At 35.9% G+C, this 19,446-nt stretch carries 13 protein-coding genes; 6 read left to right on the plus strand and 7 right to left on the minus strand.

Features of this window, described 5'->3' with window-relative positions:
• The first annotated feature begins 189 nt into the window (after window positions 1-189).
• Complete coding sequence (locus L1N85_RS21805) at window positions 190-558, plus strand: hypothetical protein (RefSeq protein WP_235241178.1); 369 nt, start codon at window positions 190-192, stop codon at window positions 556-558.
• Window positions 559-650: 92 nt separating this feature from the next.
• Here the strand turns inward: L1N85_RS21805 and L1N85_RS21810 are convergent, their stop codons facing one another.
• The 4 genes from L1N85_RS21810 to L1N85_RS21825 all read right to left on the minus strand — a co-directional run bounded on the left by L1N85_RS21810 (window position 651) and on the right by L1N85_RS21825 (window position 4,405).
• Window positions 651-1,079, minus strand: a complete 429-nt coding sequence (locus L1N85_RS21810; RefSeq protein WP_235241179.1) for a type II toxin-antitoxin system VapC family toxin — start codon at window positions 1,077-1,079, stop codon at window positions 651-653.
• The gene (locus L1N85_RS21815) at window positions 1,072-1,326 is read right to left on the minus strand and encodes a hypothetical protein (RefSeq protein WP_235241180.1); all 255 of its coding nucleotides are present in this window, start codon (window positions 1,324-1,326) and stop codon (window positions 1,072-1,074) included. The genes L1N85_RS21810 and L1N85_RS21815 overlap by 8 nt, the downstream gene beginning before the upstream one ends.
• Before the next feature lie 325 nt (window positions 1,327-1,651).
• Window positions 1,652-2,719, minus strand: coding sequence for a hypothetical protein (locus L1N85_RS21820; protein WP_235241181.1), 1,068 nt, complete (start codon window positions 2,717-2,719; stop codon window positions 1,652-1,654).
• A gap of 333 nt (window positions 2,720-3,052) precedes the next feature.
• On the minus strand, window positions 3,053-4,405 hold the full coding sequence (locus tag L1N85_RS21825; protein ID WP_235241182.1) for a hypothetical protein: 1,353 nt from the start codon (window positions 4,403-4,405) through the stop codon (window positions 3,053-3,055).
• A gap of 664 nt (window positions 4,406-5,069) precedes the next feature.
• On the opposite strand from L1N85_RS21825, the gene L1N85_RS21830 reads away from it, so the two are divergent.
• Window positions 5,070-8,831 (plus strand): hypothetical protein, encoded by a 3,762-nt coding sequence (locus L1N85_RS21830; protein WP_235241183.1) that lies wholly within the window; start codon window positions 5,070-5,072, stop codon window positions 8,829-8,831.
• A gap of 298 nt (window positions 8,832-9,129) precedes the next feature.
• Here L1N85_RS21830 and L1N85_RS21835 read toward each other — a convergent pair whose 3' ends face one another.
• Genes L1N85_RS21835 through L1N85_RS21845 form a run of 3 tightly spaced genes read right to left on the minus strand, consistent with a single transcriptional unit; the run spans window position 9,130 to window position 14,915 of the window.
• On the minus strand, window positions 9,130-10,335 hold the full coding sequence (locus tag L1N85_RS21835) for a GIY-YIG nuclease family protein (RefSeq protein ID WP_235241184.1): 1,206 nt from the start codon (window positions 10,333-10,335) through the stop codon (window positions 9,130-9,132).
• Entirely contained in the window at window positions 10,328-12,253 is a 1,926-nt protein-coding gene (locus tag L1N85_RS21840) for a DEAD/DEAH box helicase (RefSeq protein ID WP_235241185.1), read from the minus strand. The genes L1N85_RS21835 and L1N85_RS21840 overlap by 8 nt, the downstream gene beginning before the upstream one ends.
• 1 nt (window position 12,254) lies before the next feature.
• Window positions 12,255-14,915, minus strand: a complete 2,661-nt coding sequence (locus L1N85_RS21845) for a class I SAM-dependent DNA methyltransferase (protein WP_235241186.1) — start codon at window positions 14,913-14,915, stop codon at window positions 12,255-12,257.
• A gap of 868 nt (window positions 14,916-15,783) precedes the next feature.
• Between L1N85_RS21845 and L1N85_RS21850 the strand changes: the two genes are divergently transcribed.
• The 4 genes from L1N85_RS21850 to L1N85_RS21865 are packed head-to-tail and all read left to right on the plus strand — an operon-like array spanning window position 15,784 to window position 19,118.
• Window positions 15,784-15,948, plus strand: a complete 165-nt coding sequence (locus tag L1N85_RS21850) for a hypothetical protein (RefSeq protein ID WP_235241187.1) — start codon at window positions 15,784-15,786, stop codon at window positions 15,946-15,948.
• A 57-nt stretch (window positions 15,949-16,005) separates the two neighbouring features.
• The gene (locus L1N85_RS21855) at window positions 16,006-16,185 is read left to right on the plus strand and encodes a hypothetical protein (RefSeq protein WP_235241188.1); all 180 of its coding nucleotides are present in this window, start codon (window positions 16,006-16,008) and stop codon (window positions 16,183-16,185) included.
• Between the two features lie 2 nt (window positions 16,186-16,187).
• A complete protein-coding gene (locus L1N85_RS21860; RefSeq protein ID WP_235241189.1) occupies window positions 16,188-17,573 on the plus strand; it encodes a recombinase family protein in 1,386 nt (461 codons plus the stop codon).
• A 3-nt stretch (window positions 17,574-17,576) separates the two neighbouring features.
• Window positions 17,577-19,118: a recombinase family protein gene (locus L1N85_RS21865; protein ID WP_235241190.1), complete on the plus strand. Its 1,542-nt coding sequence runs from the start codon at window positions 17,577-17,579 to the stop codon at window positions 19,116-19,118.
• The last annotated feature ends 328 nt before the right edge of the window (window positions 19,119-19,446 follow it).

Consider the following 19,446-nt stretch of genomic DNA (forward strand, 5'->3'; position numbering starts at 1 on the left):
CGTACTGTTTCTTCGTCATATTGTGTTCCCCTCCGCTTGATTTCATTGTATCTAAGTAAGGGGTGTTCTGTCCAAGTCTAAATAGGGGCTAAAAAGGTACAGTTTTCTGATATCCTGTACTTGGGTCATTGTGAGCAACCTCCATTCCTCCCTGTAACCTTCTAATTCCCAGTTACAAGGATAAATTTAATGGGTGTTTGCCTGCAATGGCCTTTTGCAAAAGTGGGGAATTTGGGGCTGCAAAAGTGGGGAATTTGGGGCTGCAAAAGTGGGGAATTTCTTTTGCAACTTTGTCCTATTTCATTATGCAATAAACACGATGAGGAAGATGCGTTTGTTGTTATTCAGCTTGAAGAGCCAGAGAAGCTTGGATATACATACACTAACATCGACGACAAACATCCAATCGCATTGTTTAAGGCGTTGATTTCTGCAAGAGATGATATTTACCCATTGGAATATTTGCTAAAGCCACAGTTTCTATTACGCAAAGATGAACGATATCTCTTGATTGAAAAGGGGTTATGGTGCTCAATCAATGCGAACATCGTTTTGTAAAGGAGGTGGAATGGGATTGAATATTTCGCATACAAGCGTATGTTCACATGAAAAAACCTCCACCGCGATGTTTATGAGGGGAGGTTTTCGTATTAGCTATGCAATTCCGTTGGAACGATTGGATTCAGGCATTTCAATTCCTCTATATTTTTAAAATCATCAATATCATTGGTAATCAGCATGGCATTTTGTACCAAAGATGTAGCAGCCACACAAGCATCTGCTATTTTTAGATTTTTACCTGTCACTTTTTTTCTTGCTGCTCTCAAATCAGCGGCAACACGCGAAATGCGTTCGTCCAATTCCACTAATTTACCTAGACTAAGCAACTGTTCAAATACTCGCCGTTTTTCACTATCAAGATTAGGGTATGAATATATCTCGATGTAAGTCACAGCAGAGTAGAGAATTTCAGTCTCTTGTTGTTCGATTAGCTGAGTCAAGTATCTTACTGCACTAGGAATACCTGCAATAACATATAGCCAGATATTTGTATCAATGACGACTTTATTTTTATGCATCCCGATCCTCTTCAGCTTTTCTTGAACGTAATACTTCTTGCATGAATGGATCTGTTAACGGGATTTTACCTGCCACTTGTTTAATGATATCGGTTTTATTAAGTGTCGGTAATGCAATGATGGCTTTACCTTCAGAGAATTGAATCTCCACTTCATCATTAGATGATGCATGTAAGCCTTCCATCAAGAAATCCCTTAATGACGTAATATCGTTTAATGTCATTTTCGTTACTTCTCCACCATTCATCTACGTTCACTCCCCTCTATATTGCGGTTGAATCAATGAAGCACTACGTTCATTATACATTACAAACCGAATTTTTTCATATAACAAAAAAGCTTGTCACATGTTAGATTCAATCCCGATATAGCCTTACCACGCACTCCACATGGCTTGTGTAGCAGTCGCAGACATTTGATGTAGTGGTGTTTACCTTAAATCATCTCAGAATTAGTGTATTTCATTGTATGATTGGTTTGTGAGACCTAATCCTTACATCGGTATTACCGTGGCTATTTGATGTTACCTGTTGCATTTCATTTTACAATGAAGCGTTTTTGATAAGTAATAATCAGTTCTCCTTATCAATATTGTTGTTGTCCTCAATATCATCATTTAGTTTCATTCTATCTTGGATTGCATCTAGCAGTTCTGCCGCAAAATCACTTAGTTTAATCAAATCCATTTTGTTGCAGACCTTACCAGTATCATGCGAGAATTCATTTGCAAGATTGATCATCTCTTGCTTTAAATATTGAACCATTAAATCATCATTTTTTAGATTTTTCTTCAACTTACCTAAAAGATTATTGCCATAATGGTCTTCAGGGAGAGAGTATCCGTGATAGATACTGTAATATTTCACTAATGACTCTAGGATCGTTCTGATAATATTACCTGATGCTCGAATCTCATCAAAGTCATACTGTGCAACAAATTTGATTTTTGATTTTACTTTCTGAAGACGATCATTCACATAATCAAGTGTGGCGTACATTAGGATAATCTGCGAAAAACCTGCATCTCTTTCTTTCTCTTTAGGTTGAAGTAAGAAACTAAAAAAAGGTAGACTATGCAGTATACATTCATGAATTTTGTTATCTTTTATATATCGAATAGTTGTAAAAAGCTTCTCTAGGTTTTCATCAACCCGAACTTTATTAGAATCCAACTTATCTATACCCAAATACTTCTTAACTTCTTTAATCTCTGCAATAATTGGCATAACTAAAACATAAATATGACCATTTAAATCAAAAAAAATGGTTTTTTGAATGTTACAAAGTGAAAAAATATAATGAGCATTATAAACCTCCATAATCGTCTCTTCAAATCCTCTTGGTGGAGGATCTTTCTCAAAATCCTTCCAAATAAAATGAATGTAATCACCATGATGCTCAATATTAAAAATATTATCGTAATTATATAGTGAAAAGTGGTCTACAATAAATAATCCACCTGTGTTTTCATGTAAGTCTTTAAGAAAAGAGTAGGAATTTTCATTTCCATAAAGTTCATTCGGAGAACCATGCTTCTTCCAAGTATCCAAGAATGCTTTCTCGCTCATTTGGTAACCTCTACTTGACTTGTAGAACTCTTCATTAGGTTGTCCAAATAACAAATTAAATAAATTTTCCACAAAATCCCCCCATATAGTGTTAAAAATATAAAAGCTTCATTGTAAAATGAAATGCAACAGGTAACATCAACAAAAGCCACGGTAATACCGATGTAAGGATTAGGTTGCGCAAACCAATCCATAACAGGAGGTATTACCAATGGCTCGCTCCCATCATAACACCTCTTATTTCATAAGAAGGAAGTTCTCTTGCGTGGCCAAGGCGCTGTCGGTTACATACGTAAGGCCATCCCATTCTTCTTGGGTCAGCAAGAAATCGAGCGGTTGTCAGCCTCTCTCTACGAGGTTACTGCGTTGGGTGCTTTGTTTTTAATTGGGCAAAACACCTAACACTTACATACTTTCATTCTTTTTGCCACGTGTATATGGCTCCTTTTCTTTCCAAATCGGCCCTTCTCTGGTGTTATAATGTTGTCCATGTTTTTTTACAATATGTTCAATAGAGGAATCAACTTGTGATCTTTCACTCGTACTGTTTTTCACATCATTTGTGTCGTTGGAAGTTCTTGCATTCCTCTTATTATCAGATAAACTCTGATTTGAACCCGAACTACTATGAATCATCTTGCCAGCTATTGCTCTTCCGCCCTCTACGGCTAATGCTGTAACGGCTTTTACTGCGACTTCAGCAAACATTTCAGTGGGTCTGTCATATCCAAAAAATTTAGCTATATTGGTCATTATTCCTTTTTGTTTTGGCTTACTGACATTATTAATTCCATGTGCCCTATTACTTTTTTCAATATAATTTTCGGATGTTTTTTTTCTATCCTCCCTTAAAGTCTCTCCTAAAAGCTTTGTTTTTTCTTGAATCTCTTTATCCCTTTTTTTCTGTTCTAATTTTGCTATTGTCATAGGATTTAAATAATTCTCTTGTATGCTGAACAATTCAGATGACCTATTGCAGAAATCACCCCAATTACTCTGTGAAATTGGTTTTTGCGGTAAATTAAATATTTTATCTTTTATTCTCTCCCTATTGTCTTTATTGGCAACAAACGGCTTGTCATCTGAATCAAATGGAGTAATACCATCGCTTACATATTTCAGATAATCTATCATCAGCCTGTTAATGTCTTGCTTGTTCCACTTAGACTTGATGGGTTTTTTCTTCGGATATGATTGTTTGAGTTGTTCAAACTCCATTCTTTGCTTTTCCGTAAGCATATTTAGACCTTCTTCGGTTGTAAGAACATCATCCATGTCAACCATTGGAATATCATATCGATTGGTAACAATCTTCTTCCATTGGTTAAAAACATAAGAACTCCCACCACATTTAATGTCTGGTCCGGGGATAGCTTCATATTTATCGCCTTTTTTTATGATATGTAATAAATCAGCCTTAGAAGTTGAATCTGGGTTGATTATTGTCATTAACACAATCCCCTTATTTTTTAGGGCATTATATTCGATACAAGCAAGCCATTCCGCAAATTTACCTCTAAAAAGGCTCAAATTGTTATCCCGAATCGCACCGATACTTACTGCCATACTTTGAGGTTTTCTTAACATTGAATCAATAGCTTCCTCAGAATAATGGCTATTAGTTGCATTTTTTTTCAATGCATCTTTAACACACGTATGGAATTCATCGGGTATAACATACTCATAATTAAGGATCTCTAATAGATATTCCCGTTGACCCAGGTTTATTTTCAATTCATACACCAACCTTTTTAGCACACTTAATTCCTCGCTCAATAATGCTTACTGGTATTTGAAGTCTAAATAGTGGCGGGACCCTTTCCGAGTGAGACAACTGTATCTACAATTTTTTTTGCCTTTTTATCATTTCCGTAATATTCGGAATGCGATCCTTCTATTTCATCCACTAAAACCATTGGTCTTAACTCAGTAAACTTATACTCGGAGCTTAACTTCGGTACTTCATAAATATCCCCCTTCAATTATAAGTTCATGCTATTCATTGCTGTACAATATAGCTACCATGTAAGAGCCAAAGTATTTATCGGTCCATTAGCTATTATTTTTTTACTAGCCCATTGTTAATCTTTTCGTACCGCATCTTACAAGCTAGGTTTCACAGTCAAGAAAGATTAATTCCATTATAAACCACCCCCATGCAATTGGTCACTCATATGACCTTACTTACTGAACACATCCAAACCATTACGGAAAAAGTTGGGTCATGGTAAAATAAGACTATACTTTAGTTTTAATTTGAGGATAGTACTCAATGAAATTACCTCTTGTTTAAAATATTGACCTCATAATTAGGAAGGACATTACATGATATCTATAGAAATTGTCATATTGGAGTAATTTCCCACAGTTTTATGGTATTGAAATGTCTATTTTAATTTTATTTAGATAAAGGAGGGGTTCTATGACTTCACAATTTATTAGAGTAACTTATCAAGATATTGAGCAATTAAGCGATGTTAACTTAACAAATTTACTTCAAATACTCCTTAGTCTCGAAGCTAATGCCACTGGTATCCCACTTGCCGCTATAAACGTTTCATTAAAAATAACTGTGAGTGATGAGGGGGAAGATGGAAGGATTGAATGGCAGGAAGGATTAGAAAGAACAAATTGGATTCCGAACCGGTTTACTTTGTTTCAATGTAAAGCAACTAATATGTCTCCGGCTGATTGTAAAAGCGAAATTTCACAAAATACCAATGCATTAAAGCCAAAAGTAAAAGAGGTGTTTGATGCCAACGGTACATATGTATTATTTTATGGAAAAAACTGTGGACCTTCAATGAAATCCAGAAGAATTGAAGCATTTCGTGAAGGTATTAAATCAACAGGAGAAGGCTATGCAGACACTGCGTCAATAGAATTGTATGACGCTAATTTAATTGCTTCATGGGTCAATCAATACATTTCTGCCACCGCCTTTGTTTGGAATATTCTTGGAAAGACAGCACCCTTAGGTTTTAGAACTTGGAGTAAGTGGCAAGGGTACCAAGATAACAGATATGCGTACATTTCCGACGAGAAGATAACTCAATGGATTGAGCAAATACGATCACACTTATGTAACCCTAAACAAGTAGCACGTATTGTTGGTTTATCTGGATTGGGGAAAACACGATTAGCATTTGAGGCATTTCGCCCACCAACAAATAACGAAGATATCTTGCAACATAATATTAGTAACCAAATGATTTATGTAGATGCTGCAAGTTCCCCATTAACATTACCTGGAATGGTTTCGTCATGGGTAGATAGCAACATTAAAGGTATACTTGTAGTTGATAATTGTGAGCCTTCGTTGCATAAACGTTTACGAGATGAAGTACAACATACTAACAGTAAATTATCTTTGTTAACGTTAGATTTTAATCCGGACAAACAAGATAATTGTCCATATATAGAACTTGAACCCGTTTCTGACGCAGTAATAAAGGGGATACTAGAACAGGCTTATCACGGCCTTCCTAAACCAGATATTGATAGGATAACCGATTTTGCCCAAGGCTTTCCACAAATGGCAGTCTTGCTTGCAGAGGCACGTATTAATTTTTCCTCCCAACTTGGAAGCCTACAAGATGATGAAATAATTAGAAAGTTACTTTGGGGTAGAAACTCTGAGGATCCCATTGCTTACAAAGTAATTACCACTTGTTCACTTTTTGAAATATTAGGTTATAGCGAGGATATGACTGAACAAAGAGTATTTGCAGCTGAAAAAATCTGTGGCATTGATAAAGATGAGTTTTATGAAAAAACACGGTACTTTATTCAGCGTGGAATTTTAGATGTTCGTGGACGATTTGTACGCGTTACTCCTAGACCTCTCGCAATTAGACTTGCGGCTGATTGGTGGACAAATTGTTCGCCTGAAAGAGCCAAGACAGTAGTTTTAGAAAACTACCCTAACGGTCTAGACGATGCACTATGTAAACAGTTGGCTAAATTAGACTTCTTACCGGAAGCACAAAAATTGACAGAAGATCTTTGTGGTGCTCAGGCCCCTTTTGGCCAAGCGGAAGTTTTAACTACTGAAAAGGGTTTACGGCTCTTCCGCTCTTTTGTTGAAGTGAACCCTAAAGCTGCAATTGAAGCCTTGAATAGAGTATTCGGAGAAATGTCTAGAGAAGAACTATTGAAAATTGATTATAACATGCGAAGGGATCTCGTTCGTTCATTAGAACTATTATGTTTCTGGGAGGACACCTTTCTCGTTGCAGCTTCTTTGTTATGCTCATTGGCTGCTGCTGAAAATGAGACGTGGGCAAATAATGCAACAGGACAATTCAAGCAATTATTTCACTATACTCTGTCAGGTACACAAGCAAACTTAAAATCTAGAATAATACTTATAGATAAAAATATAAAAACTGAATGTGTCGAGAAAAGAAAGGTTTGCATTCAGGCATTAAGTTGCGCCTTACAAAATGGACACTTTTCCAGAATGGTTGGTCCAGAACTTCAAGGGAGTAGACCTGCTCAAGAAGAATACAGACCTAGCACTTGGGAGGAAATATTTGAATACTGGACGGAATGTTTGGAGAGATTAGTGCAACTAGTCTGTTCAGATGATGAGTTAGCTGATTATGCTCAGAATCTTGTCGCAAGTCGAATAAGGGGACTATTGGGAGCAGGTAGGATCAGTGAAATTGAAAATTGTATAAAGACAATCGTTTCCTGTCGGGGGCCACTCTGGCCCGAAGCATTGAGTGCAGTTCAGGATAGCTTACGTTATGAAGGCAGTAAGATGCCACAAGAGATTGTAGAACGTATTAGGAGTTGGTTCGCTCTTCTCCAACCGGACGATATTGTTAACCAACTAAAGTTGATCGTTAGTATTCCACCTTGGAATCATGAAAAGAATGACCAAGGGAAATATGAAGATTTATCCGCACTTGCTGCTATTGACTTTGCTAAAAAGATTGCAACGGATGTCGAGAGTCTCGTCACAAACGTTGATATAATACTTCATGGAGAACAACGACAAGGATTAGTATTTGGTCAAACTCTCGGAGAATACATTGACTCTCCATCTTTATTTATAGAAGCCGCTTGTAAAAGCATTGCTAGAACTCCAAGTACCGCGAATTCTAGTGTGTTAGGTGGCTTTCTAGTATCTATGAAAATGAGAGATCCTCAAATGGTTGATAATGCATTAATGAGGCTTGAGGAATTATCCATGTTTTCAGAAATCCTCAATGTTATGCGTTACTTGAAACCTACGAGAACTCAGTTAGATCTGTTATTGAGATATGTTTACCAGAACAATATTTCAGTGCATGAATTACTTATATTAAAATATGGTGGTGCATTGGATCATCTTTGTCATGATGATATGGAGTGGTTTATGGAACAACTACTTAAATATGACTTAGACGGACATGCAGTAGCATTTGATCTTCTATATATGCACACGTTTCAAGATCATGAACTCCAAAAATCTTGGATTAGTTTGTTCAAACAAATTATCTCATCACCAAAATTATTAATTAATAATTATCTTGATCTTCATATCTGGGAAAGTGTATGTGTCCTTATTCTTAATAGTGAAGTCTGTGACGATGATTTTATAAGATTTGTTACTAATGAAATTATATCTGCCCTTGCAGAAAGCAAACGATATCTAGATCTAAATGTAACCATAAAAGATGTACTAGTAATTTTATTTAAATATCATTACACATTAACATGGCCGCTTATCAGTGAAATATTGATTGAGGATCGTGATTACAAAATCAGTTATGAAATCTCTCACCTATTAGAATCAAGTGTGGAATTCGATGTTGGAAGTAATGGATATGTATCATTAATTCCTGAAGATTACTTAATTGAATGGTGTGACACTCTGGATAAAGCATTAGTACTTTCAAACATTGCACCGGTTTATAGTTCTGGTGAACATTTTTCATCTATTGCTACACACTTATTTAATAGTTATGGTGCCAATAGAAAAGTTCTGATGAATATTTATCGAAACCTAACCCCAAATAGTTGGTCAGGTTCAATTATTCCATATTATGAACAAGCAATTGAAGTTTTAAAACAATTACGCGAACACCATATAGCCGAAGTATCTTTATGGTCCAAGGAAGTAATAGAATATTTTAATAAATCAATACAAACAGAAAAACGTAGAGAAGATGAGCATGATATTGGTGTTTACTAATGCGACATAGGTATTTGGACCAAACCCAAACTTCCGATAACATTACATTATCGGAAGTTTGGGTTCGTTAAATAATGATGAATATTTGACTGTACTTTAATAAGCAGATGGCTGTCGAGATCCTTTGTTAGATCAATTACTTCATTGTGTACCCATTAGTAAATTAGTTAACCAAACAATAAGTACTGCGTCATTTTAGTTCGAGCTCCTTCTTAACCGTAAACGTACCGAAAGCACGAGTAATATCAGGAATCATTATTTTCTACAATGCAATTTTAAATGATCGTCTCGACAGGTACTATTTCCCGATTATTTCTTTCCTATCTGAATCATATTTGTAATTTATTATTTCTCCATTAATTATAAATTGTATCGCTTGTTCAATGATAGGAAGAGGGGCAATAAACCACTCTCTTGGAGTATGTCTAAGACCCTTATTGTCATAAACATCAATATTTAAACAAGTATTACCGAAGAAGTTATGCAGTAGTTGCTCTAACTTTTGAGGATTCATATTATAACATTGGTAAACTGAAACAATTGATACTGGTGCCATAAGATATGTCGGTTCTTGTTCAGCTTTTTTTATTCTTTCTTCCACTCTTATTTTGGAGTATCCTATTTTAAATAAATTATTAATTGATTGAATTTCTGAATTTCTACTTTTAGACTCTAAAATATAAATATATCCAGTTTCTTCATCTTCTTCGGAAATATTATTGAACTCATTAAGAAGTTTACCAACGTGTTCTGTAACTCGTCTTCCATGTTTGTATAATTCAGCAGATAGGGATCGCAGCAACATATCCGATTCAGTTCCATTCTCAAATATGCAACGTAGACGAGCATTTACTTTCCCTTTTTCCATTTTTCTCTTACCAACATCAGCTACATAAAGAAGTACACCTTTGAGAACATAATAACAATTTCTTTCAATTTGTTGTTCGTTTTTAAATGGTAGTAATTTTCTTTCCCCTGATGCTAAATCTACTTGGCATTGTATAAATAGATGCTCATATTTTTCAAAGTCTTTACATGACTTTCTACTTGCCACATAATCTGGCATTGTAGTTTCTTTAGGAACATGTTCTATAGTGAATATGTTTTCGGCTCCACTTTCTAAGATTCCAAAATCATCATCATTTAAGATATCGTTTATCGTTTTCATTTCTTTATTTATCTGAAAGGTTTTTTCTGTTTCAACAAATGATTTCTCATCATCTTCAATTTTTAATAAATCATAAGCATCAAACTCAGTTAAAGTATTTTTCTTAGCTTCGTTATCGCGAATACCCTTTAACCTGTAATAAAGCGATGCTTCTTTTACACTACTTCCTAGTTCGGGTTCTCGATTGTTTATCTTATAGAAATCTACAATTTCTTGAAAGGATACAACCAAGCGATCATCTTCATTAGTAACCGATGATTTCGGTTTTACATCGAGTAATCCCAACTCATCATCTTCAAATATATCTAGTAGCTTTTTATTATTATTCTTATCCATTTTGTTTCATTTTCCTTTTCTGCTCTTTTAGAAAGATAATTGCTTCTGCCATTCTTCTTTCTAATGGATCAGAAGAATGAATATTTGGTTGGACACGTTTTGATTCAACGAACTCTTTAATTTTTGGCCAAAGTAATATCGCTTCTTCTTCAGTCATCTGGATACGTGTTGCTTCAATGGTCTCTTGTATTACTTTTAAAACTTGAGCTGTTACAGATTTAGAGAGTATCTCAAAAGCATCTTGAAAAGGGTTGATACGATCAATCAAATCGATGTGCAAGTCATCGATATTTACAAACTGACCTGCCATTCTAATAAATCGTTTATCACCTGTTTCTTTGATTTCCCCATTCTTAACAACTGAATCAACCACAATGTGTTGACGTACTTCTTCAACTTCTTCCACAGTCAAATCCGGGTATTTAATTTGAATTATTTTAGGAATCAATACTTTATTGATCACTTCAGGATCAACATTACCAGGCATAGCTTTAAGCATTGTGTCATCTTGTAGAATAGTTGCTTTGAGATCGTTCAGATCTGATTCAATGATTTCTTTCACTCGCTTTGAACTTGGCTCTTTCAATCCACGTATTTTAATTTCGCCTGGTTTTGCTTCATCATCATCCGATAATTTGGTTTTAAACTTAAAGTTAGGCGCAAGTACTTGCTCCATTAAGAGGGAAGCCGTAATGGCCTTTAGCATATTATTCACTGAGAGTTTTACTAAATCGTCAGCAGCATCCGGTTGAGCTATTAGATTGGTAAATTGAGCATGTGTTTTATTGCTGCTGTCTCTAGTGCATCTTCCAATAATTTGAATAATCTCCGTTAAAGAGCCTCTATAGCCAACCGTTAAGGCATGCTCGCAATATGGCCAGTCAAAACCTTCTTTTGCCATTCCTAATGCAATTATTAAATCCAATTCATCAGGTGATTTTATGTTTCTTAAGTAGCCTACTATTCGATCTCTTTCCTTAGGACGATCATCAACAAGATCAGCAATCTTAAGAATCTTTCCATCTTTATGACGCTTTACGAATAAAATACCAGTATCGTTGTCCTGATGAGTCACATCTCCAATAGCATCTAATATGAAGTCAACTTCTTGGTGTTTTTCCTTTGTAGACTCACCCGAATTTACATTGGGAATATGAAGAATAGTTTTTTTATCTGTATCTAGCACTTCCATTATGGCTGATGTATAACGTCTTTGATAAAAGTGATATCCTATTCCTAAGGATTTAAGATAAGTATACCCATTCAGTTGCTCATAATAATTGTAAGTAACCTTAGTGAATTTTGATTCATCTTCAGGCTCTAGAACAGGAACACTATCTCCACGAAAGTAGGAACCTGTCATTGCAACAATATGAGCACTTGATTTCTGCATAATAGAACGGAGGAGTACACCTAGTTTGTTATCTCCTTCAGCCGATACGTGGTGAAATTCGTCAATAGCTAAAAGTGAGTTGTTAAATTTTGTTTCTTCTAATTCTTCAAAAGCAAAACGAAGGGTGGCATGTGTACATATTAGAATCCGCTCGTCGTTATCTAAGAAATTTTTGAATACTTGTACCTTACTTTTTTCACCACCAGGTGTACAAAGGTTGTAAAGTGGGTTAGGTTCCCAATCTGCATAAAAACCAAATTTTTTTAAATTAGTTTGGCTAAATGAACCTCCAATAGACTTTTCAGGCACAGCAACAATAACTTTCTTTAATCCCTGATTAATGAGTTTATCTAACGCTACAAACATTAATGCACGCGATTTCCCTGATGCAGGTGGAGCTTTAAGAAGTAAGTATTGCGAGTCCCTGTGCTCATAGGCACGTTCTTGCATTTCACGCATACCAAATTTATTAACCTTTGAACTCTGACCAGTTTGTGCATAAGTTACCTCAACTATATTAGGCATATCATTTCCTCTTTTCTACACTTGTCATTTGCTCGTAAAGTTCAAATAAATACTCTAAACGTTCTTCATCTGACTCGAACGGCTTAGAACGATAACACCGTTCAACTACAAAGTCTAATTGCTTATGAGCTTGACTTAGCCCTTCAGGCATTTTTTCAGGATCGTATAAAGTTGCAATAGTTTTTTCAGAATGTTTTTCTCTTTCTTCTAACACAGAAAACAACGCATTGTTTATCTCGTTTTTCTGGTTATTGCTTATTTTAGGGAAAGGGAAGGTGTTATATGTTAAATTTACTGAATATCTCAAATCTGATTTTAATCTACCTGATGTTATATTTGCCCAAACCATATGCATTTTCGAAGATAGTATTCCAAACATGTATGCTTCTGCACCATAAATAACAAATACGCCATTGCTAAATACAGTATTGCCTTCGTAGAACCCAACAGTAAGATACTCTCGTCTTTCAGAACTAGTCATTGGTAATATGATAGCATCTTCATTTTTATACTTTCTATAAAAGAATCTGTGCGGTACACTTGCAGCTTTCCTTGCATCTCGTCCAGCTGTTTCTCTGTATTTTCTGCAACTTTCAATCCGGTCGCTAATTCCTTGTATTTTTAGAGCATCACTTAAATCACTGTCATCAATCCAAAGACAATATCTTTCTATTCCACTTAAAAAATCCTTTCCTCCGATGAAAGGTTTGATAAATTTAGCTGAGTTTATGCTTTCAGCAGTTAACTTTTCTTTATCTATAGGACTCAACATCAAATTACCACCATCAATACCACTACTCCCCAATATCATTTCAGGAAAACTGGAGATTGGTGATGTTCTTTGATGCATGACAATTGAGTCACCCTCAAATAAATATGGATTGATATTCTTGACAGTTTTAATAGAATCACTTGAAAAAATTTTTTTCAGGGTATCACATTTATTTTGAACACCAACAATAACACATATTACTGCGGCTTTACCTTTAGCGTTATTTGTCCACTTAAAAGATTGGTAAGCGAAGAATATTTCCAAACCATTTGAGAATACATAAGGCCAAAGCAAACTCACTTGTTCACCTTGACTGATAGAATTTGTTGACACAAAAGCATATTTAGCAGTTGATTGTTTAATATAGTCGCTTGCTTTCACAAACCAACAACCAATATAATCTAGCCGTTGAATTCCATTAATTTTACCAAGAGCAAAATCCATGTCATTTTTTTGCTCTTTTCCCCTCTCATTAAAACCAAGATACGGTGGATTCCCTAAAATAAATACTTCTGTTTCCTTTTCTTTTGGGCAAAATTCTTCCCAATTCAAACGTGTAGCATTGCCCCGAAAAATATTACCTGAGTTTTGCAACGGCAAAGTGGGTTTTGTACGGCCAAATTCTTTATAAAACTCAACATTCATTTGGTGCTCTGCTAACCATAAAGAGAGAATTGCGATTTCATGGGCAAAATCATCAATTTCAATTCCATAAAATTGGGAAAGGCTTATCTCAGGGAAGTAAATGTTTTGCTGTTTAGAGATATTATTCAACCGCTTGAAAATCTCCATTTCCAATTTACGTAGTTCTTTGTAAGCAATAATAAGAAAATTACCCGATCCACACGCTGGATCAAATATTTTCATTTTAGTTAATCGTACATGTATATTTTTAAGCTTTGTTTCACTCTCATAACTACTGTAAAAGTCTTCGTATAGTTCATCTAAAAATAAAGGTTTAATAACCTTCAAAATATTAGGAACAGAGGTGTAGTGCATTCCCAGACTGCTGCGATATTCTGGCTTTATCACGGCTTGAATCATTGAACCAAAAATATCCGGGTTTATTGCAGACCAGTCCAGTTCACCGCTCTCAATAATAGCTTGTCGTGAACGTTTGGTGAAAATTAATTCTTTATGTTTGTCATTAAACAAACCACCATTTACATATGGAAATTCCTCTAAATAGGTAGGAAGATTAATTCTTTCCTTCTCGTTTGTGTCCAGAAAATTAAACAAATTATCCAGGTATCGGTTTAAATCACTGCCATCTGTCTGAGTATGTGATGCTATGGACTTGGTGAAGAGTCCTTCTTCAAAAATCCCTGTGTCTTCTGCAAAGAAGCAAAACAACAAGCGAGCTAAGAAGACATTCAGACTATGAACTTCTGTTTCTGTTTTCGTTGGATTATCCTTTTTTATTTCATCATATAACTTAGCCATACGTTCCGCTGCTTTAACATCAGCAGGATTTTCAATTTGTAATTGGGCCTTTTCTAAACCTGCCCATGGTAAGAAAAAATCGAAACGCTTACCAATATTTTTTATTTCAATATCTAGCGTGTCACCTGTTTTGGTATCAACTGCAAGTATGGTTTTGTAATCAGTGACGATAATAAATCTAGGGTCATGTGTTAATGCCTTCGGAACATTCCTTAACGAATCAATTGTGTCATGAAGATCTATATCGCTACTGGTCTCTTTGAACAAAAGCTTTTTTTTCCAGGCTATTTCTCCTTCTTTTTTAGAAAGATTCAAATTTCCCTTTTGAAGCCTAGTTATAGAGGCTTTAGGGTTTCCATAGGCAAGTAGTAAATCAAAAATAAAGGTGTCATTGTTAAAGGTTTTAATGATATTTTGAACATTATTCTCTATTTCAGCAATATTCATTGTGATTCTCCTCGTATATCTTTTTGATGATAAATGTTGGTATTTAAAATCAAGTTTATACATTCCCTCTATACTAAACCATTCTCAGAAAAGTCTCTTCAGAATTGAATCCTCATACTTGAATAAGAATCTTTTTAGATTAGTCTGCATTATTAATGCCTTCCCTTTCAGTTAATTGCAAAGCAAGTTGTTTTAGCATGTTATTATAGCTATATTAGATTACTACAATTTTATCCTTTCGCTTTGACACTACACTGTCAGGGAATATATGTTCTTTATCAAAGCAAAAAACACACTGGGCCAGCAGCGTGCTAAATACTATATACCAACGTTGGTGGCCACTCTTTGACACAATGATTGGATAGGTATATTCCAATATTTATTTCGATAAAAAACAATCGATTCCTTCTTTCTAGGCTCAAGCAACAATATAGCTAGCTTCGGATAATTATTTTCGGAAGTTACACTATCAATTCTATATATTATAGTCATCTGTTTGACATTTTGCTCCCCTTGTGTTTTTAATATTAATAAGGAAAGATTCTTTCACAAATTACTAGAGTTGAACAATATAATCAAAAAATACTTTTAGCAGTAGATATATCACGGGAGGACCGGATTATCTTATGTGCTTTCAATGTTATTGAAGCACATGGGATATCCGGTCCTTTTTTCGTTCTCTAAATTACAGTCTATCTTTCCAATAACGATCATCGTATAGGAGGGTAAAACTTGAAACGTCAAACAAACAAAGTTTCAAAGCTCACAATTAGGCAAGCTCTATGCAGATGTGCCAGACACAGCGAAAAGTACCACATTTCAAGACACATATTTATGCACAGACTTAGAGCTTTGAGGGGGATGCAGAATGAACGAGGCGTTTGAAAGGTATCAGTTCCCATATTCAAGCCTGAAGAAAATATTCATCCCTCGTGTAACTGAGAAAGATACCGATCATCAATTCGTTATTCAATTACAACTAGACCTTCCCCAAGCGGATGAAAAAGGCCAACTAGAGGAACAGAAGGTATAATCCCGACCTCCTCTGTCAAGTATGGTTATAAGCATAAACTTGACGGGAGAGATCTAAATGTCAAAATCACGAATTACAAAAATCACGTATGCGCAAGACCTTCCGGCAGAATCAGCAGTGTGGATTCAAAAGCTGATGACCAAATTATTATTGAACGAGTTGGACATCGATTTCTCGGTTAAAACGAAACTTTTGGAGTCAGCCGACAGAAGATTCAGATTGAAAGGAGGTTTGTAGAATTGCAAAAAAAGCTAGTTGTTGTTTACACACGCGTTAGTTCCGGATCACAAAACCTAAGAGAACAGAGAGCCGCGGCCAAAAACGTCTTAGAGATGAGAAATATCAATGAGGATGATGTTCTCTTTCTTGAAGATTTTAATGTTTCGGCGACGAAGAATGACATGAAAAATCGCCCGGAATTTTACAGGCTACTACGATTGGTAAGTGAAGATAAAGTGGCTACAATTATCATCTATGCGCGAGATAGAGCATATCGGAATTTTTACGAGGGTTCACAGTTCAATGATCTCGTGAATCTCCATAATGTTGAAGTCGTTTATACAGCTTCAAACTCCATTCCATTCCATAAAAACTCTAGCATCGAAAGTTTTTACGGGATCTTTGCCCAACAAGAAGGTAAAAACATTGGAAGACGTACGGATGATGCAAGAAAGAGATACCCCGGGGAAACCATTGGTTATCAGCGCATTGAACAGAAGCCAAGTGACGGCAAAAAGAAGGTGAATTTCATTAGAGATGATGATCGAAGCCATATGATCAAATCGCTTTTCGAAGAATTTAGCCGAATTCAAACGAAAACAGAATTTGTAGATATATTATGTACGCATGGGAAGAAGCTAAGTGGTCACGCAAAAGTAATGAAAATATTACAAAGACCATTTTATGCAGCTCATTGCATCACAGATTACGGCTATGACGAGCTCAACCATGTTGAACCGATTATCACTCTTGAACTTTTTGAAAAAGTACAAGTAACTCTTCAAAAATTTGTTCAAGAGTATGAGGATGAGGTCGCGCGGGTCAAAGAACGAATCATCTTTCAACCTATTTGCGGAATTTGCAACAACGAAATGAAATTCAAAAAGATGTTAAATAAGCCTTCCTACTTTGTTTGCAGTCAACGGCATAAACAAATAGCAATTGAATTGGATAAACTTAACCAATTCATCGAAGAAACGATTTTGAAAGAGATTAACAGCTTTACCCTCTCATTGTATGAGCCTATGTTTCGAACCCATCTTAAGGGTGTACAGGATAAGCTTCTTCATCAAAAGCAACATAATAAGCATTTATGGGAAAAATCCCTCTTGTTGTTAGCAAGCACCGATTTAATTCATTCTGGTACGGTGCGCAAAAACTCAGAATCTAAAATTCAGCATATAGAGGATAAGATTGATACGATTGATCAAGAACTAGTGGAACTACGATCCTTAGAAAATAAAATGACATCCATTACAAGTATCGTACCTCGAGCCATACGGAATTTGACAAGATCGGATTTGGAAATATTAATTGAACTTCTGATCAAAGACATCAATATACATCAAGATTGTCTGGAATTTAACATGTATAGCTTTGCTTCAGATCAGAAAGGAGTTGGTTAATCAGTGGTGGTCAAGTTGAAAGGCGTGGGCTATCTCCGAATTTCAGACAACAAACAAACGGACAATCATTCGGAAGAAATCCAAAAGAGAATGATCCGCGAGAGAGCCCGACAAGAAGGAATCGAGATCATTAAATGGAGATTCGACGAAGCGGAAAGTGCTTATCGTAAACGTGCAGCTAAGAGAGAAAACTTGAGAGAATTGATTAACGACGCAAATGAAGCCGATGCAATCATCTTCTACGATGAAAGTCGGCTGACCCGCAGAATATCTGACTTTTATGAGGAAATATATTGCCCGATCAAGGAGAGATATCCTCATGTTAAATTTATTAGTACTCAGTCACCGGGCGAATGGGATCCTAACGATCCTATCGTCCAAGCAAAATTTGTGTTTGCCGCCGAAGAATCTCACATTAAATCGATTCGTGCAATAGATGCTCAATCTAGCCTACTGGAAAACAAGGTTAGACCTGGAGCTCGTTCTCCTATCGGCTACGATTTAATTGGAGGTGTGCTAATCGCCAATGATGAGGCCCCGATTGTGGTAACGATTTTCGATTTAGCTTCCTGGGGAAATTCGAATGACAAGATTGCTGAATTTCTCAATGCTAATCATGTGACCACGAAATATATTAGCAAATGGCACAGCAGTACGATTGACTATATCCTTCATAACTATGCGTATGCAGATGAACTCCGCTGGAATGTAAAACATTCAAACTCGTTCATGAACGCAAGTGACACTGGTGATTTCGGCCTTTTTGATTCCGTACATGAGGCTATCATATCGCCCGTCATGTTCGCAATCGTCAATCAAGTGAAAGATTATAAGAAAAAATACGGTAAGCTAGATACACCTTTCTTTTTGCGTAACCTTCTCCATTGCGGTAACTGCAATTCCATTCTAGTCGCAAAAGATAATTCACCTAAGACAAAAAGCAAGCAATATCAGGTGTACCGATGCCCTACATGCAAAGAAACGATTCGTGCCGATGAAGTTCATGATGAAGTTCTCGCTGACCTAGCAAAAAAGTGGACCTCAAACCTCAATGAGATGATCAACGAAAGTAAAAAGATCCTATCCAAGTGGCTTAAAACGTTGCAAGCTTTGAAAAAATCAGTTGATCAAACAGAAGATCGCATTTTATTGAATGAACGATTGCTAAACCAACAAGACAACTCTGAAGATTTGTCTAATACCATCAATCGCATCAAACAATCATTAGAGGTCATTCGGAAAGAGAAGCTAAAGCTAATCCAAGCAATTGAAAAGGTAAATCTGCTGAACGACGATAAGGCCCTATATGAAGTTTACTCGCACTTCAAACATGCAGATATAACTTCCCTATTCAATACTGAGCTAAGAACGCTGTGCCTGACCTTCATCGACCGTATTAAATTAACACCCAAAGAAGTTAACGGGTTTTCACTTTCAATCATTTACAGGCTTAACCCATTTGTTGAATTGGAATACTCGACTGGTCAAATAACCGAACAATTACTAAACCAACTGCCTGGAAAACCGAATGAGATCAAGAAGTAGTAATCCACCGCGCTTGGCCGATCTCAAGAATCCCTTGATATCAATGAATTTTGGTGTTAGTTTATCGGTTTTCCAACCGGTAAAGGATACTTTTCTGGTTGAATAATCGAATCGCTTATTAACTTTATGGTCAAAAAACCGAAAGTTTAAACCATTTTTGTAGTACTTTAAAAATTATCACTTTTGTTCGCCATCCCGTTTTCGGTTGGTTATGATGAACTTATAAATGTACTACTTAGCTAAATATTTTTACGGGAGCACCGTTTCCATCGTCTTGGAGAACTTCTTACTTCAGACGATTGTTAACGGTGCTTTTTTTATCTTGATT

The sequence above is a fragment of the Paenibacillus alkaliterrae genome, from assembly GCF_021532375.1.
GTDB lineage: Bacteria > Bacillota > Bacilli > Paenibacillales > Paenibacillaceae > Pristimantibacillus > Pristimantibacillus alkaliterrae.